The 15948-nt window shown below is 72.2% G+C and carries 15 protein-coding genes and 1 pseudogene; 5 read left to right on the forward strand and 11 right to left on the reverse strand.

Translation table 11 applies throughout. The features are described from left to right. Positions 1-342 (reverse strand): hypothetical protein, encoded by a 342-nt coding sequence (locus NCI01_RS21315; protein ID WP_254183503.1) that lies wholly within the window; start codon positions 340-342, stop codon positions 1-3. A gap of 465 nt (positions 343-807) precedes the next feature. Here NCI01_RS21315 and NCI01_RS22990 point away from each other — a divergent pair. Both NCI01_RS22990 and NCI01_RS21330 read left to right on the forward strand, forming a co-directional pair. Beyond that, positions 808-1853, forward strand: a pseudogene (locus tag NCI01_RS22990) (IS30 family transposase). A 48-nt stretch (positions 1854-1901) separates the two neighbouring features. Next, positions 1902-3434 (forward strand): HNH endonuclease signature motif containing protein, encoded by a 1533-nt coding sequence (locus tag NCI01_RS21330; RefSeq protein WP_254183505.1) that lies wholly within the window; start codon positions 1902-1904, stop codon positions 3432-3434. Between the two features lie 213 nt (positions 3435-3647). Here the strand turns inward: NCI01_RS21330 and NCI01_RS21335 are convergent, their stop codons facing one another. From NCI01_RS21335 to NCI01_RS21345, 3 genes are all read right to left on the reverse strand, one after another. Continuing rightward, the gene (locus NCI01_RS21335) at positions 3648-4046 is read right to left on the reverse strand and encodes a hypothetical protein (RefSeq protein WP_254183506.1); all 399 of its coding nucleotides are present in this window, start codon (positions 4044-4046) and stop codon (positions 3648-3650) included. Then, a complete protein-coding gene (gene recO / locus NCI01_RS21340) occupies positions 4043-4771 on the reverse strand; it encodes a DNA repair protein RecO (RefSeq protein WP_254183507.1) in 729 nt (242 codons plus the stop codon). Before recO ends, NCI01_RS21335 begins: the two co-directional genes overlap by 4 nt. Positions 4772-4853: 82 nt before the next feature. Continuing rightward, positions 4854-5720 (reverse strand): alpha/beta fold hydrolase, encoded by an 867-nt coding sequence (locus NCI01_RS21345; protein WP_254183508.1) that lies wholly within the window; start codon positions 5718-5720, stop codon positions 4854-4856. A 48-nt stretch (positions 5721-5768) separates the two neighbouring features. On the opposite strand from NCI01_RS21345, the gene NCI01_RS21350 reads away from it, so the two are divergent. After that, positions 5769-6254 (forward strand): GNAT family N-acetyltransferase, encoded by a 486-nt coding sequence (locus tag NCI01_RS21350; protein WP_254183509.1) that lies wholly within the window; start codon positions 5769-5771, stop codon positions 6252-6254. Here the strand turns inward: NCI01_RS21350 and leuA are convergent. Both leuA and NCI01_RS21360 read right to left on the reverse strand, forming a co-directional pair. Further along, positions 6241-7968, reverse strand: coding sequence for a 2-isopropylmalate synthase (gene leuA / locus NCI01_RS21355; protein ID WP_254183510.1), 1728 nt, complete (start codon positions 7966-7968; stop codon positions 6241-6243). The two genes, NCI01_RS21350 and leuA, sit on opposite strands and share 14 nt — an antisense overlap. 180 nt (positions 7969-8148) lie before the next feature. Continuing rightward, complete coding sequence (locus tag NCI01_RS21360) at positions 8149-8907, reverse strand: class I SAM-dependent methyltransferase (RefSeq protein WP_254183511.1); 759 nt, start codon at positions 8905-8907, stop codon at positions 8149-8151. Between the two features lie 35 nt (positions 8908-8942). Between NCI01_RS21360 and NCI01_RS21365 the strand changes: the two genes are divergently transcribed. Together NCI01_RS21365 and NCI01_RS21370 are read left to right on the forward strand one after the other, a co-directional pair. Then, positions 8943-9428, forward strand: coding sequence for an NAD(P)H-dependent oxidoreductase (locus NCI01_RS21365; protein WP_254183512.1), 486 nt, complete (start codon positions 8943-8945; stop codon positions 9426-9428). Further along, positions 9425-10234, forward strand: coding sequence for a septum formation family protein (locus tag NCI01_RS21370; protein WP_254183513.1), 810 nt, complete (start codon positions 9425-9427; stop codon positions 10232-10234). The genes NCI01_RS21365 and NCI01_RS21370 overlap by 4 nt, the downstream gene beginning before the upstream one ends. 24 nt (positions 10235-10258) lie before the next feature. On the opposite strand, the gene NCI01_RS21375 is transcribed toward NCI01_RS21370, so the two are convergent. The 5 genes from NCI01_RS21375 to NCI01_RS21395 form a co-directional block, all read right to left on the reverse strand. Beyond that, the gene (locus NCI01_RS21375; protein ID WP_254183514.1) at positions 10259-11230 is read right to left on the reverse strand and encodes a glycoside hydrolase family 26 protein; all 972 of its coding nucleotides are present in this window, start codon (positions 11228-11230) and stop codon (positions 10259-10261) included. A gap of 103 nt (positions 11231-11333) precedes the next feature. Then, entirely contained in the window at positions 11334-12389 is a 1056-nt protein-coding gene (era, locus tag NCI01_RS21380; protein WP_254183515.1) for a GTPase Era, read from the reverse strand. Continuing rightward, positions 12382-13191 (reverse strand): siderophore-interacting protein, encoded by an 810-nt coding sequence (locus tag NCI01_RS21385; RefSeq protein WP_254183516.1) that lies wholly within the window; start codon positions 13189-13191, stop codon positions 12382-12384. Before NCI01_RS21385 ends, era begins: the two co-directional genes overlap by 8 nt. A gap of 20 nt (positions 13192-13211) precedes the next feature. Then, positions 13212-14516: a class I SAM-dependent methyltransferase gene (locus tag NCI01_RS21390; protein ID WP_254183517.1), complete on the reverse strand. Its 1305-nt coding sequence runs from the start codon at positions 14514-14516 to the stop codon at positions 13212-13214. Further along, positions 14513-15886: an FAD-binding oxidoreductase gene (locus NCI01_RS21395; RefSeq protein ID WP_254183518.1), complete on the reverse strand. Its 1374-nt coding sequence runs from the start codon at positions 15884-15886 to the stop codon at positions 14513-14515. The genes NCI01_RS21390 and NCI01_RS21395 overlap by 4 nt, the downstream gene beginning before the upstream one ends. Between the last annotated feature and the right edge of the window lie 62 nt (positions 15887-15948).

Genomic DNA, 15948 nt, shown 5'->3' on the forward strand with positions numbered 1-15948 from the left:
TCACTCGAAGACGAACGCCTCGAGCAGCACGATGACGGTCACGACGGCCGGGAACGTCGTGAGCGGGAACCACAGGGTCCCCCACGGCTCACGCCGCAGTCCGGCGTAGAGCGCCATGACCAGCGCGACGAACGCCTCGGTCACGCCCACGAAGAGGCCCAGGACCACCGTCATCCCGACCCAGTTGTCGGAGACCGCGTCGTCACCCCCGATCGCCCACGCCGCCCCGAACAGCACTGCCGCCAGCGCGAGGACAATCAGCGACAGCGCCGCGAGCCGCCAGGCCGACCCGCCTGCGGACCGGGTGTCACGACGCGGCTGGCTGTGGGACGCGTCATCCATGCCCCGAGCGTCCCGGACCCGACGCCGCCGGCGTAGGGCCGAAGGTCCGACCTCCCTGCGTCACCCGTCCCGGTCGGGGCGCGGGCCGTTGGTCGAGCAGCCCGCCCATCTCGTTGGTCGAGTAGCCCGCCCATCTCGTTGGTCGAGTAGCCCGCGAGGAACGAGTGGGCGTATCGAGACCCCTCGTACGTCGATGGTCCTGTAGCCCGTCCACCTTGCTGGTCGAGTAGCCCGCGAGGAACGAGCGGGCGTATCAAGACCCCGCACCCGCCCTCGTCGGTCGAGTAGCCCGCGAGGAACGAGCGGGCGTATCGAGACCCCGCACCCCGCTGGTTGAGGAGGGACGAAGTCCCGTCCCGAGACCCGTCCGAAAGGTCGCCCAGCGACCGTCCACACCCGGGCCGTTTCGACAGCGCGAACTCAACTGGTTGTTGCAACTCGATCGTGAGTGAGAGGTTGCGGCGCGTGCCGGGAGTGAGGTTGACCGCAGATCAGCGGTGGGTGATTGAGCGGGCGTACATGGCGGGTCTGCCACAGGCGACGATTGCGGCGTTGGTGGGCAAGCATCCCTCGACGATTTCGCGGGAGCTACGGCGGGCGGGCTCGTTCGGGACCCGGTCCCCGCGTGCTCGCACGGCACGCGCGGGCGGTCGTGGGTATCGGGTGAAGTACAGCGCGAAGTGGTCCCAGCGTGAGGCCGCCCGGAAGGCACGCCGGCCCAAACCGCGACGGCTCGACCACGCCCCGTTGCGGGAGAAGGTGTGGGAGCTGCTGCGGGCGAACTGGTCGCCCGAACAGATCGCGGCGATGCTGCCGGTGTTGTTCCCACGCGATCTGAGGATGCGGGTGTCGCACGAGACGATCTACCAGTCGCTGTTCGTCCAGACCAAAGGTGAGCTCAAGCGTGAGCTGACCGCGCACCTGCGCACCCGGCGCCAGCACCGCAAGGCCCAGACCGGTGGCGCGAAGCGGGTCACGCTCGGCATCACTGACGACATCCGGATCTCCGCCCGGCCGGCCGAGGTTGAGGACCGGGCAGTGCCCGGGCACCGGAGGGCGACCTGCTGCTCGGCGGCGTCGGCAAGGGCGCCGTGCTCACGTTGGTCGAACGGTCCTCGCGGTTCGTGCTCCTCGCACCGCTGCCGGGCCAGCACCGCGCCGATCAGGCCCGGTGGACGCTTAACGAGATGATCGCCACCCTGCCGTTGGAGCTGCGCAAGTCGATCACCTGGGACCGCGGCAGCGAGATGGCCCAGCACGCCAGATTCACCATCGAGTCCGGGATCCCGATCTACTTCTGCGACCCCCAATCACCGTGGCAACGCGGCACCAACGAGAACACCAACGGCCTGCTGCGCCAGTACTGGCCCAAGGGCGCCGACCTGCGTCGCCTCACCATGGCCGAGTGCGACCGGGTCGCCCTGCAGCTGAACACCCGACCCCGCAAGACCCTCGAATGGCAGACTCCCAGCCAGGCCCTCAACAAGAGGCTCGTTGCAACAACCGGTTGAGATCGCGGTCATCGGCCGCTGTCGGTGGTCCGCCGTACAATCGAACACATGATCGAAGTGCTGGCAGGGCCCGGAGCAAGTGAGGTCGAAGATCTCACCGCCCGTGACCTGCTCGCGCTCGCCCGCGACCGCAAGGCGACCGAGGACCGGGCTGCGGCCGACCTTCTCACGATCGCCGCGCAGTGGGCCGACTTGCACCCGCCGGAATCGATCCACGACGCGGCCGTGTTCTCGATCCCCGCCGGCGGCCGGGAGCACGAGGAACCCATCGCCGGTGAGGGGTGCCCGCTGGTGGCGGAGTTCTGCGTCGCCGAGCTCGGCAGCGTCCTCGGGATCTCGACGACGGCGGCGAAGAAGCTCATCGGCCACGCCCTCGAGCTGCGCCACCGCCTGCCCCGCCTGTGGGCGCAGGTGCACGCCGGGGCCGTGCCGGCGTGGCGGGCCCGGCTGGTCGCTGAGACCACCATCCACTCGTGCCCGTCGCTGACCCGTGAGGCGGCGGCGTTCGTCGACGCGCAGGTCGCCGCCGTGGCGGGGAAGGTCGGCTCCGCCCAGCTCGACCGGCTCGTGGCCGAGGCGATCAAGCGGTTCGACCTCGCCGTGCCTGACCCGACGGAGGATCCGGAGGACGGTTGGCTCTACGTCGACCCCCGCCACGCGAGCATCGACACCCAGGACGTGCACTACGCCGGGACGATGCGGATGGAGGCCGAGCTCGGCATCGCCGACGCCCTCGACGTCGACCGCGCCCTCGTCCACGGTGCGGCCACGTTGAAGGCACTCGGCTCCACGGAATCGCTGAACGTCCGCCGGGCCAAGGCCCTCGGCGACCTGGCTCGCACCCAGACCGCCCTCGACCTTCACACCCGGGGCTCCACCGCGGCCAAGTCCACCGACACCAGCACAGACACCGACACCGGCACGGGCACTGACAGCGACACGGGCACCGACCCGCAGCGCCTGCCGGCCGCGCGGGAGGTCGTGCTGCACGTCCACTTCGCCGCCAACCTCGACGGCCTGTCGACGGTGTTCGGTCCCACCGGACGGCTCGAGGAAGGCCAGCGGCTGGTACTGCTGGACCAGATCAAGTCCTGGTGCGCCGACACCCGCACCAAGGTCACCATCAAGCCCGTCATCGACCTCAACACCGACCTGGCGACCGAGGCCTACGCGGTCCCGGACAAGCTGCGCGAGCAGGTCATCCTCCGAGACCGCACCTGCGTCTTCCCCTGGTGCACCCGACCCGCGCGGCGAGCCGACATCGACCACGTCATCCCGCACGACCCCGACGCCGCCGCAGAAGGACGCGAACAGCCCGGACCCACCGCCACGTGGAACCTGGCCTGCCTGTGCCGGTTCCACCACCGGTTGAAGACGCACTCGGCCTGGCGCTACGAGATGGTCGCGCCCGGGACCTATGAGTGGACCTCACCGCACGGCCACCGCTACCGCCGCGACCACACCGGCACCGAACGGATCGAGCCGGAACGGGGTCTCGTGACGCGCGCCAGAGCGCACTCCTCCACCAGCGCGCCCCACCCGCCGGATCCACCCGGCATCCCACGACCCCGCCGACCATGACCCCGCCCCACACCCCGCCACCCACCAGGTAGCGGGGTCACAGGCACGTTCCGAACCCGCGAGGTCGCTGATGACGGAGAGGTCGTGCGGAGGCATGCGATGCCGGAGCCGGCACGGGTCGGTGCCACCGAGGCGAAGAAGCACACCAGAGCGACTCCCACTACCGCCCGACCGACCGTGTCGCTCTCCCCGCCCGAAGGCCGTCGGCGGTGGTCAGCCCGGGACGTCGAACAGTCGCCCGAGGGCTGCCCTGACCGTCGGGAGAGTCCGGCCGCCCGGCTGTCCGAGGACCGCGGCCACCGCCTCCGCGTCGGTCACGAACCCCGCCCGGCGGAGCATCTCGACGACGGGGAGCTGCTCGAGGTCCAGCCGGCCGAGGGAGCCGTCCATCCCGATCTCCACCACCAGGTCGTCGCACGCGCCGGGGGCGTCGCCCGAACCCGCCTGCGGCAGCATCGGATGGCGGCGGACCAGCTCGTCGTGGGCGAGGCAGTAGATGACCTGGGTGCTGCCGTCGGGGGCGTCCCCGCCCTGCCCGGCCAGGAAGCCGGCGGCGACGAGCACGGGGTCGAGGGCCTCCTGCACGAGGCGGGCCGTGCCGCCGGCGGTCACCGCTCGACGTACGCCATCGAGCGGAGGCCGCGCTCGAGGTGCCAGGCGAGGTAGGCCGAGACGAGGTTGCTGGCCTCGCGGAGGTGGCGCGGGTCGGCGGCGTGGACCACGGGCCAGTCGCCGACGAGGAGCGCGCCGAGCACGCGGACGGTCTCCGTGGCCGGCGTGGCCGATCCGGGCAGCTTGTCGGAGGTGCACAGCACGCCGCCCGCCGACGGGTTGAAGAAGCGGTGCGGTCCCTCGACGCCGCACTGCACGCAGTGGTCGAACGACGGCGCGTAGCCCGCGACGGACAGCGAGCGCAGCAGGTAGGAGTCGAGGACCTGCTTGGCCGGGTGCTCGCCACCCGACATCGCCCGCAGCCCGCCGACGAGCAGGAGGAACTGCTGGACCGCGGGCTCCTTCTCCTCGGTGACGAGCCGCTCGGCCGTCTCGAGCATCACCGTGCCGGCGGTGTAGCGGTCGTAGTCGAGTCCCAGCCGGGCGTGGAACGGGTCGAGCGTCTCGGCCTGCGTGATGACGTCGAGGCTGCGGCCCTCCGCCAGCTGGAGGTCCACGTGGGTGAACGGCTCGAGGCGAGAGCCCCAGCGCGACGTCGTACGACGCACGCCCTTGGCGACCGCGCGCACCCGCCCGTGCTGACGCGTCAGCAGGGTGATGATGCGGTCGGCCTCGCCCAGCTTGTGGGTGCGGAGCACGACGGCCTCGTCGCGGTAGAGGGGCACCCCTCCATTGTCCACCCGTGGGGGCTGCCGACCCGCCCTCAGGTCCCCCGGCGCGTCCCGTCGCTGGGAGTGACCGCCGGCGTCAGCGCTTCCGGGTGCGGGCCGCCGTCGTGGCGGGGCGCACCCGCGAGCAGTCGAGCGCGAAGTCCGTGGCGGCGGCGGTCAGCCGCTCCGGCCGGATCCGCCACTCGAGGATTGAGCTCGCCCGCTCGAGCCGGACGTTGGGCAGCTCGGCGGCCAGCATGTCGGCGTCGACGAAGGGGTGGATCGGGTCGACCGGGTGGCCCACCAGGAAGACGGGCGCCTGGATGCGGCGGCGCTGGCTGCGCGACGGCGCGAGCCGGCCGAAGATCACCCCGTGCAGCACCGAGGCGATGGACTCGGCGCGGTGGTCGACGGTGTCGAGGCAGATCCCGGCCCAGAAGGGGACGATGCCGCGAGGAACGGAGCGAGAGAGCCGCTGCAGCGTGTTGGCCGTGACGGGCAGGTAGCGCGCGGCCAGCATGATCGGCACGAACGCGAGGATGCCGGCGACCAGCGCGTTGTTGAGCACCGGCATCTCGACGATCAGGCCCTTGACCCGCTCGGGAGCGATGACGGCCACCTCGAGCGAGACGTTGGCCCCCAGCGACGTGCCGCCGATGACGGCCTGCTCGGCACCGAGGTGGTCGAGCAACGCGACCACCTGCTCCCCGAACGAGGTCATCGAGTAGACGAGCGGGTCGGCGGGCTGGTCGGAGCGGCCGTGGCCGAGGAGGTCGAGGGTGACCACGTGCAGGCCCTGCGCGGCCATCGCCCGGGCGAGCGGCTGCTGCATCCGCCGCGGCATCAGCAGGCCGTGCAGCAGCACGACCCAGTCGTCGCCGGAGCCGTACTCGGTGTACTCCAGCCGGTCGCGCCCGCCGTCGGACTCGACGAAGAACTGTCCGATCCGCTCGCTCACCAACATGCATGAAATGTAGTCGCGTCCGGCCCGAACGGCTGGCACTCTCGCCAGGTGACCACCTCGACCGTCGTCCGGCTCGCTCCCGGGGACTGGGCGGAGCTCCGTGACATCCGGCTCCGCGCGCTCGCCGACGCACCCGACGCCTTCGCGGCGGTCCTCGCCGACGCTCAGGCGTACGACGACGAGGTCTGGCGCGAGCGGCTCGCCACGGGCAACCCGACGTACGTCGTGCGGGAGGGCGGGAGCGCCGTCGCGATGGCCGGCGGGTTCGCGCCCGACGACTCACCCGAGGCCTTCGTGTGGGGCATGTGGACCGCGCCCGAGGCGCGCGGACGCGGGCACTCGGGCGCGCTCCTCGAGGCCGTCGTGACGTGGGCGCACGACCTCGGGCGCGTCCTGCACCTGCACGTCACGGAGGGCAACGACGTCGCCCGCCGGCTCTACGTCCGCCGCGGCTTCGAGCCGACGGGCACCTGGGAGCCCCTGCGCGAGGGCTCGCCGCTGCGCGTCGAGGAGCTGTCCCTCAGCCGCGGTTGACCGCGCTGATGACCGCCTTGAGCGACGCGGTGACGATGTTGGCGTCGAGCCCCACGCCCCAGAGCACCTTCTCGCCGACCGCACACTCCACGTAGGCCGCGGCGATGGCGTCGCCGCCCGACGACAGCGCGTGCTCGTGGTAGTCGAGGACGCGGACGTCGTGGCCGACCGCGGTGATCGCGTCGACGAAGGCGGCGATCGGGCCGTTGCCCTCACCGGTCAGCTCGCGGCGCTCGCCGTCGACGTAGACCCCGACGGTGAGCTGGTCCTTCTCGCCCGCCGCGCTGGAGGTGTGGACCGAGTTGAGCTTGAGCGGGGCCTCGCGGTCGAGGTACTCCGAGCGGAACACCGACCAGATCTCCTCGGGCGTGATCTCCCCGCCCTCGGTGTCGGTGCGCTGCTGCACGACCCGGCTGAACTCGATCTGCGCGCGACGCGGCAGGTCGAGCTTGTGCTCGGACTTGAGCACGTAGGCCACGCCACCCTTGCCGGACTGGCTGTTGACCCGGATGACCGCCTCGTAGGTGCGGCCGACGTCCTTGGGGTCGATCGGCAGGTAGGGCGCCTCCCAGGGCAGCTCGCCCACGGGCACGCCGAGGGCGGCGGCCTTCTTGTCGAGGTCCTCCAGTCCCTTCTTGATGGCGTCCTGGTGGGAGCCGGAGAAGGCGGTGTAGACGAGGTCGCCCGCGTAGGGGTGGCGCGGGTGGACCGGGAGGTTCGTGCAGTACTCGACGGTGCGGCGGACCTCGTCGATGTCGCTGAAGTCGACCTGCGGGTCGATGCCCTGGCTGAACAGGTTCATGCCAAGGGTCACCAGGTCGACGTTGCCGGTGCGCTCGCCGTGGCCGAACAGGCAGCCCTCGACCCGGTCGGCGCCCGCCATCAGGCCGAGCTCGGTGGCGGCGACGGCGGTACCGCGGTCGTTGTGCGGGTGCAGGCTGATCGCCGAGTGCTCGCGGCGGGTCAGCCCTCGGCCGAAGTACTCGATCTGGTCGGCGTAGGTGTTGGGCGTCGACATCTCGACGGTGGCGGGCAGGTTGAGGATGATCTCGCGGCCCGCCTCGGGCTGCCACACGTCGGAGACGGCCTCGCACACGCTCAGGGCGAAGTCGGTGTCGGACTGGGTGAAGATCTCCGGGCTGTACTGGTAGCCGAAGTCCTCGCTGCCGACGAGGCCGCCGAGCCGCTCCTCGGCGTACTTCATCACCATCTCGGTGCCGCGCACGGCGATGTTGCGGCACTCGTCGGGGGTGACGTTGAAGACGACGCGCTGGAAGAGCGGAGCGGTGGCGTTGTAGAGGTGGACGGTGGCGCGCGGGGCGCCGACCAGCGAGTCGACGGTGCGCTCGATGAGGTCCTCACGGGCCTGCGTCAGCACCGAGATCTGTACGTCGTCGGGGATGCGGTCCTCGTCGATGAGCTTGCGCACGAAGTCGAAGTCGGTCTGGCTGGCGCTGGGGAAGCCGACCTCGATCTCCTTGTAGCCCATCGAGACCAGCAGCTCGAACATCGTGAGCTTGCGCGCCGGCGTCATCGGGTCGATCAGCGCCTGGTTGCCGTCGCGCAGGTCGGTGGACAGCCAGCGCGGCGCCTTGTCGATCTTCTTCGTCGGCCAGGTGCGGTCGGGCACGTCGACGGGCGAGAACGGGGTGTAGCGGCCGAACGGCATCGGGCTGGTGCCCTGCTGGTTGGCGGTGTTGCTCAGGTTGGTCATGGTCTACCTCGTCAGGATCGGTCGGTGCTGGGCGACCGGCGCGCGACACCCTCCGCAACGAGGGGGCCGGATCCTAGGCCTCGTTGCGGCAGCGAAGGAGGAGGCTGCGCATCATGACGGGACCAGCGTACGCCGTCGCGCCCACGGGCACAGCCGGTTGTCCGGTCCCCGGACCGGTGCTCACGCCCGCCCGCGTGCGGCGTAGGCCGTGGCGGTCAGGTCGAACGGTCCGTCGCCGAGACGACGCCGCAGCACCTCCTCGAGGCGAGCGCGACCGTCGGGGCCGAGGGCGGCCACCGCCTCGCCCGCCGGACCGACGCCGTGGAGGTAGGGCTCCCACCACTCGTCGAAGGTCGGGTGGGTGACGGTGACGGCCAGCTCCACCGCCTCGACGTCGCGCAGCCCCGCCCCGTCCAACACCTCGACGAGGCTGTCGCGCGAGCCGCCCTGGAAGTCGCGCTCCCCCGGGTGGTCGGGGTCGAGCTCGGCCACCGCGTCCCAGAGCGGGTGCATCGGCGCCCGGTTGCCCGCGAGGTCCCACACGGTCGCGCCGACCTGCCCGTCCTCGCGCACGACCCGGCGCATCTCGGCCAGGCCGCGCACGGGGTCGGTCATGAAGTGGACGACCAGGCAGGCGGCCGCGGCGTCGAACGCGTCGTCCTCCCACGGCAGGTCCTCGGCGGTGCCCAGGCGCACGTCCGCGCCCGGGTGGCGCTCGCGGCACGCCTCCACGAAGGGCGGCGACGGATCCACCGCGGCCACCCGGTCGGGGCCGAGCCGCTCGACCAGCACGCCCGTCAGGGCACCCGGACCGCACCCGACGTCGGCGACCCGCTGCCCGGCCGAGACCTCCAGCCAGTCGGCGAACCGGACCGCGAGCGGGCCGGAGTAGCGGCCCATGAACCGGTCGTACGCGTCGCCCGCCACCTCGAAGCTCACGGCACACGACGCTACTCGCCTCGTAGGCTCACGTCATGCCCCGTCTGCTGGTGGTCCACCACTCCCCGACCCCGTCGGTCCGGTCGCTCACCGACGCCGTGGTCGCCGGGGCCTCGGACGACGCGATCGACGGCGTGGAGGTGGTCGTCCGCGCAGCCCTGGAGGCCGACGCCGACGACGTGCTGGCGGCGGACGGCTACGTGCTCGGCACGCCTGCCAACTTCGGCTACATGAGCGGCGCGCTCAAGCACTTCTTCGACTCGATCTTCCTCCAGGCCGGAGGCGCGCTCACCGACGACGGCTCCGCCGCGACGGTCGAGGGCGGCCGCAAGCCCTACGGGCTCTACGTCCACGGGCGCTACGACACGACGGGCGCCGTCCGGTCGGTGCAGTCGATCGTCGGGGCGCTCGCCTGGCGCCAGAGCGCGCCGGTCCTGAAGGTGCTGGGCGAGGTGGGCGAGGCGGACCGGGAGTCGGCGTACGAGCTGGGCGGGACGCTCGCGGCGCTGGTGATGGGATGAGGCGGCTCCTCGCCGCGGCCGCGGCGGCGGTGCTGCTGGCGGCCTGCACGTCGCCCCCGGACGCACCTGAGGACGACCCGACCACGTCCCCCTCCTCGACGCCCACCCCCACCGAGACCACTCCTCCGGACCCCGGCCCGACGCCGGAGGTGGGCGAGTGCCACGACCTGTCGCTGCGCCAGGCCGTCGCCGTCGTCGGCCGCACCGCGCCCGTCGCGTGCCGCCGGCCCCACACCGCCCAGACCTACTTCGTCGGCAGGCTCGACCTCACGACGAAGTCGGGCTTCACCCGGCGCGTCGACTCGCAGGCCGCCCAGCGGCAGATGAGCCGCGCCTGCACCACGCGGCTGCCGCGGCACCTCGGGCGTACGCCGCGCGAGCTGAGGCTCAGCATGGTGCGAGCCGTCTGGTTCAGCCCGAGCCCGGCGCGAGCGGAGGCCGGAGCCGACTGGTTCCGCTGCGACGTCGTCGCCGTGGCCTCCCCCGGCAGGCTGCTGCGACTCCCCCGCACGACGAAGGGGTGGGACGGTCCCGGGATGTGTGCGACCGCCGCGCCCGGCACCCGCGGCTTCCGGCGGGTCACCTGCGGAGCGCCGCACACGTGGCGGGCGGCCGCGACCGTCGACATCCCGGGCCGCCGGCTTCCGACCAGGGACGCGGTCGCTGCCCGGATGGACCCGGTGTGCCGCGACGTCGCCGCGGACGCCACCGACGACCCGCTCGACCTCACCTGGTCGCAGGAGAGCCCGACGCGTGAGCAGTGGGACGCCGGGCAGCGCTACGGGATCTGCTGGGTGCCTGCCTGAGGACGTCCCGGGTGCCGGCGAGCCTCAGAAGACCCGGGCGCCGGCGCCCCACGCGGCCAGCGTCGCCTCGGAGCTGTCGATGCGCCAGTCGGCCTCCTTGAGCAGGGAGAACCAGGTGACGCCCCGCACCTCGGGGTGGGCGTCGAGCCATGCCCACATGTCGGTGGTCCAGGCGGCCTTGTCGCCCCCCGCCCCCTCCGGGGCGGCCGTCTCGTCGACGTGCACCGGTCGGGCGGAGATAGCGTCGAGCTCGGCCACGCCCGGGCCGAAGACCTCGCCGAAGGACTGCCACGACGACCACGACTGCGTCGTGCCCCAGTTGTAGCCGTCGAGCCCGACGCGGTCGACGTAGGTGTCCCCGGGGTAGAGCGACGCCAGCGGCGTGGACCCCGGGTAGGGCACGTTGGCCGACCAGCTCCACGTCACGTTGTCCGCCTTCGCGCGACGGAACAGGCCCAAGACGTGGCGCCACGCGGCGGCGTGGTCGCCGGCGCCGTTGGAGTTGACCCCCTCGGCCCACGGGTACCAGTTGCCGTTCATCTCGTGGGCGAACCGGATGACGAGCGGGCGGCCCCACGCCTTGACCTGCGTGGCCCAGCGCTTGAGGTAGGCGTCGTGCCGGCCCGCCGCGATGCTGTTGAGCGTGTACGACGGCTGGTCGAGCCCGGCCTGCGGGTCCCACGGCTCCCAGGTGAGCAGCGGGACGGCGCCCGTCGAGGCGATGCGGGAGGCATCGGCCGCCGGGAAGTCACCGCCCATGGACCACGCGGCGTAGAAGGTCATCTGGTCGATGGTCGCGCCGGTGCGATCGGCGATGGAGACGGCCTCGGAGAGGTCGGTCGGCGCACCGGCCACCGCGACGCCGACGACCCGCGCCGTCGGCGGGACGGGCGCGGGGGCAGGGCGCTCGGCCGTCGCGGGTGCACTCACGGCGACGGCGGCCGCGACGACGAGACCCAGGCATGCGACGACGGACCGCGGACGGGGGTGGGGCACGGTGCATCCTCCGAGACGACCTTGCGTGTTGCTCTCTCGTGGAGGAAGCGTAGGCGTGATGTGGCTCCTGCGTGGCGGAATCGCACTTTCCGCGGCGCCGTGCTCAGAACCCGAGCTTGCGCAGCTGGCGCGGGTCGCGCTGCCAGTCCTTCGCGATCTTGACCTGCAGGTCGAGGTAGACCGGGGTGCCCAGCAACGCCTCGATCTGCTTGCGGGCGGCCGTGCCGACCGAGCGCAGCCGCGAGCCCTTGTGGCCGATCATGATGCCCTTCTGGGAGTCGCGCTCGACGTAGAGGTTGGCGACGATGTCGAGCAGCGGCTTGTCGGCGGGTCGTCCCTCGCGCAGGCCCATCTCCTCGACCACGACCGCGATCGAGTGCGGCAGCTCGTCGCGCACGCCCTCGAGGGCGGCCTCGCGGATGAGGTCGGCGGCGAGCGCCTCCTCCGGCGCGTCGGTCAGGTCGCCGTCGGGGTAGAGCGGCGGCCCCTCGGGCAGCAGCCCGACGAGGAGGTCGGCCAGCAGCTGCACCTGGTCGCCGGAGACGGCGGACACGGGGACGATCTCGGCCCACTCGGTCGAGGTCTCGGCCCCGAGCGCGGCGATGTCCAGCAGGTGCTGGCCCAGCTGCTCGGGCGTGACCAGGTCGGTCTTGGTGGCGACCGCGATCCGCACGGTGCGGCGCACCTTGCCGAGCTCGGTCACGATGAACCGGTCGCCGGGACCGATCTTCTCGTTGGCCGGGAAGCACACGGCGACCACGTCGACCTCCGCCCACGTGGTGCGCACCAGGTCGTTGAGCCGCTCGCCCAGCAGGGTGCGCGGCCGGTGGAGCCCTGGGGTGTCGACCAGGATCAGCTGGGCGTCCTCGCGGTGCACGATGCCGCGCACCACGTTGCGGGTGGTCTGCGGCTTCGAGGACGTGATGACGATCTTCTGGCCCACGAGCGCGTTGGTCAGGGTCGACTTGCCGGCGTTGGGACGCCCGACGAACGAGGCGAACCCGCTGCGGTAGCCCTCCGGGGCCTCGTAGAAGGCGCCGGCCGGCGCGACGCCGGAGAGGTCGAACTCGTCGTCCAGCTCGTCGTCGTCCAGATCGAGGTCCTGGTCGTCGTCGACCTGCTCGAGGTCCTGGTCGTCGGTGCCGTTGTCGTCAGCCATCGCTCGCCTCCCGCGCCTGCCCGGTCGTGCCGGGCTGCTCGCTCTGGGCGGCGTCGTAGTCGGCCCAGATCTGCTCGTCAGTCTTGCCTGCCGCCTTGCCGGCGCGCCAGATCGGACCGGGATCGACCGCCCGCGGCTGCCGGGCGGCGGTGGCGCGCCAGTAGCCCATCACGTCGTAGTGGCTGGTCGGCAGCCCGACCTCGCGCATCAGGTGCTTGCGGATCGCGCGCATCTGCGCGGACTCCCCCGCCATCCAGAAGTAACCCTCTCCCTCGGGCCACTCAATGCCCTCGACCACGGCGGCCAGCGCGCTCTGCCCGGGCGCGGGCGGGGCCAGCCAGGTCACGTCGACGTCGGCCGGCAGGTAGCCGGTGAGGTCGTCGGGCACCTCGGCCAGGACGCGGGTCGGCAGGTCGGGGCGGGTCTCGGCGATGCGGGCCATGGCCGGCATGGCCGTGAGGTCCCCGACGAGCAGCAGCCACTGGGCTCCGGCCGGTGGCGCGAACGACGCCTTGGGCTCGGTGATCGTGACGGTGTCGCCAAGGCAGTCTCGCGTCGCCCACTCGGTGACCAGGCCGACGTCGTGGACGACGACGTCGAGGGTCAGCTCACCGCGCTCGAAGGAGCGCACGGTGTAGTAGCGGCTCTGGAACTGCGAGGGCACGACCAGACCGACCCACTCGTCGGGGACGCCGGTCGAGGTGAAGCCGTCGAGGTCGTCGAGCACGAGCCGGACGAGGTGGTCCGACAGCGGTTCGCGGCGACGGACGGTCGCCTGGAACTGGGCTGCGCGGGTGCTCACCCGACGAGGTTATCGGTGGCTCACCAGTCGGGGCGCATCGGGAAGTCGGAGCGGCCGTCGTCGTGGTTGCGGGTCGCGAGCACCTGGTGCAGCTCGACCTCACCACGCTCGAAGCCGACGCGGGACCCGGCGAGGTAGAGGCCCCACACCCGGGCCGTCCCCTCGCCGACCTCGGCCACGCACTCGTCCCAGTGCTCGACGAGGTTGCGGTTCCAGTCGCGCAGCGTGGCGGCGTAGTGCAGGCGCAGGTTCTCGCTGTGCTGCACCTCGAGGTCCTGGTCCTGCGCAGCGCCGATGATCGTGCCCGAGCCGATGAGCTCGCCGTCGGGGAAGACGTAGCGGTCGATGAAGTGGCCGGTCTCCTGCCGCCGGTTGTGCCGGCGGGTGATGGAGTGGTTGAGCAGCCGGCCACCGGGCTTGAGCCGGTCGCGGAGGTGCCGGAAGTAGGCGGGGTAGTTGCGCACGCCGATGTGCTCGGTGAGCCCGATCGAGCTGACCGCGTCGAAGCCCGACTCGACGACGTCGCGGTAGTCCATGTGGCGCACCTCGGCGAGGTCGCCGAGGCCCTCGCGGTCGATGGCCTCCTTGGCCCACTGGGCCTGCTCGAGGGACAGCGTCACGCCCAGCGCGCGTACGCCGTGCTCGCGGGCGGCGTGGCGCACCATGGTCCCCCAGCCGCAGCCGACGTCGAGCAGGCGCTGGCCGGGCTGCAGGGCGAGCTTGCGGCAGACCAGGTCGAACTTCGCGGTCTGCGCCTCCTCCAGGGTGGCGTCGGGCGACTCGTAGAGCGCGCAGGTGTAGGCCATCGACGGTCCGAGCACCATCTCGTAGAACCGGTTGGAGACGTCGTAGTGGTGGGAGATCACCTCGGCGTCGCGGGTCATCGAGTGGCGCAGCCCCTCGACCGCGCGCCGCCAGCGGGGCAGGTGCTCCTGCGGTGGCGGGGCGGGCGGCCGCAGGTGGGAGAGGCCGAGGCTGCGGGCGATGTGCACCGCCTCAGACGGCGTCGGCACCCGGAACCTGGTGTGGTCCTTGAGCAGCACGAGCGCGTCGTAGGGGTCGCCGGGGTGGACCCCCGACAGGTCGAGGTCGCCGCTGACGTAGGCGCGCACCATGCCGAGGTCGCCGGGCGCCGTCATCAGGTAGGCGAGGCCGCGCTCGGAGCGCAGGTGCAGCCCGACGTCGGCGTCCTCGGGGCCGGCGCTGCTGCCGTCGTAGGCCGTGAAGTGCAGGGGCACACCGCCCCTCACCAGGGAGTCCATCGCCTCGCCGATGCTCAGGCGTGCCGGTGCGCGCCGCGAGCCGGGGTCCGTACGGAGGGTCATCGTCGTTGCACCACCTTGTCGTAGAGGGACGTGAGTCGGTCGTCGGGATCGTGGGCGGCCTTGACGGCGGCGAGGTGCTCGCCGCCGTAGAGGTGGTCGAACGCCTCCGGCTCGTAGAAGGCCTCGGAGTAGAGGCTCTTGTGGCCGCCGAGCTCGGACACCTTGGCCTCGATGGCGCGGTTGCGGGGCGACGTGGGAGCGTCGGGGCCGACGTTGACGATGCCCCAGAAGCCGACGTTGACGTAGGTCGTCGCGGCGCTGAGGGGGTAGCCGGGCCACGGCCGGTCGCCCGGGCCGTCCCCCGACCGGCGCAGCCGCAGCGGGCACAGCCACACCGGGCGCATGCCCACCTCGCGGTCGAACCAGGACAGGAACTCGGCGAGCCGGTCGACCGGCACCTCGACGTCCTGCACGACGCGCTCGCCCTGGGGGCGGCCGGCGCGACGGTCGAGCCGGTCGGCGACGCCGAGCCGCCGGTCGAGGGCGACCAGCTTCCAGTAGACGTCGGACCGGCGGAGCCGTCTCGGCCAGATCCGCCGCACGAGCGGGTGCTGGGCGCCGAAGGCCCGCGAGCACCAGAACCAGTCGGTGTCCCAGCGCCAGAGGTAGTCGTGCATCGTGAGCCGGTCGGTGCCCCGCTGCTGGAGCGAGCGGTAGAAGACCTGCTGACCGGTGTAGTCACTGGTCGGGCCCGGCTCGTCGGTCCAGCGCGCGAGCGTGAGGTAGAGCTCGTCGGGGGCGAACACGACCCCGTCGACCGCGTCGACCCGCTCCCCCGCCCACGCGTGCTCCTCGACCACCCGCGCGACGGCGTCCGCGAGGGCGCCGGCGTCGTCGAAGCGGACGTGCCGGAGGGCGACGTAGGACGGGACCGGCTCGAGCTCGATGCGCAGCCGGGTCGCGTAGCCGAGGGAGCCGTAGGAGTTGGGGAAGGCGTCGAACAGCTCGTCGCCCGGCTTGGTCGTGACGACCTCGCCGGCGCCGGTGAGCACGTCCATCTCGAGGACCGACTCGTGTGGCAGGCCGTTGCGGAAGCTCGTCGACTCGATGCCGAGGCCGCTGACGGCACCGCCCAGCGTGATCGTCCGCAGCTGCGGCACGACCAGCGGGATCCGGCCGTGGGCGAGCGTCACGTCGACGAGGTGCTCGTAGGTGCACATCCCCTGCACCTCGGCCACGTCCCCGTCGACCTCGATGACACCGCTGAGCCCGGAGACGTCGAGCCCGGCCCCGGGCGTGGAGCGGCCGCGGAAGAGGTTGCTGGTGCGCTTGGCCAGCCGCACGGGAGCACCGTCGGGCAGGGCGGCGTAGGACTCCCTGAGCCTGGCCTCCCCGTGAGCGTGCTGCTCGCGACCGACAGTCGTTCGCACCCCTCCACGCTAGCGACCCTCTTCCGTGCGCGCGAGCAGGAATTCGTCGGAGCGCAGCCGGG

Origin of the sequence: Nocardioides pinisoli, from assembly GCF_024199985.1 — a bacterium.
Classification (GTDB): Bacteria; Actinomycetota; Actinomycetes; order Propionibacteriales; family Nocardioidaceae; genus Nocardioides; species Nocardioides pinisoli.

What these genes read in the sequence shown, in the direction of transcription:
- leuA (WP_254183510.1), bottom strand. Translation starts at nt 7,968, where the DNA reads ATGACCAACCTGAGCAACACCGCCAACCAGCAGGGCACCAGCCCGATG.
- NCI01_RS21370 (WP_254183513.1), top strand. Translation starts at nt 9,425, where the DNA reads ATGAGGCGGCTCCTCGCCGCGGCCGCGGCGGCGGTGCTGCTGGCGGCC.
- NCI01_RS21315 (WP_254183503.1), bottom strand. Translation starts at nt 342, where the DNA reads ATGGATGACGCGTCCCACAGCCAGCCGCGTCGTGACACCCGGTCCGCA.
- era (WP_254183515.1), bottom strand. Translation starts at nt 12,389, where the DNA reads ATGGCTGACGACAACGGCACCGACGACCAGGACCTCGAGCAGGTCGAC.
- NCI01_RS21365 (WP_254183512.1), top strand. Translation starts at nt 8,943, where the DNA reads ATGCCCCGTCTGCTGGTGGTCCACCACTCCCCGACCCCGTCGGTCCGG.
- NCI01_RS21345 (WP_254183508.1), bottom strand. Translation starts at nt 5,720, where the DNA reads ATGTTGGTGAGCGAGCGGATCGGACAGTTCTTCGTCGAGTCCGACGGC.
- NCI01_RS21330 (WP_254183505.1), top strand. Translation starts at nt 1,902, where the DNA reads ATGATCGAAGTGCTGGCAGGGCCCGGAGCAAGTGAGGTCGAAGATCTC.
- NCI01_RS21390 (WP_254183517.1), bottom strand. Translation starts at nt 14,516, where the DNA reads ATGACCCTCCGTACGGACCCCGGCTCGCGGCGCGCACCGGCACGCCTG.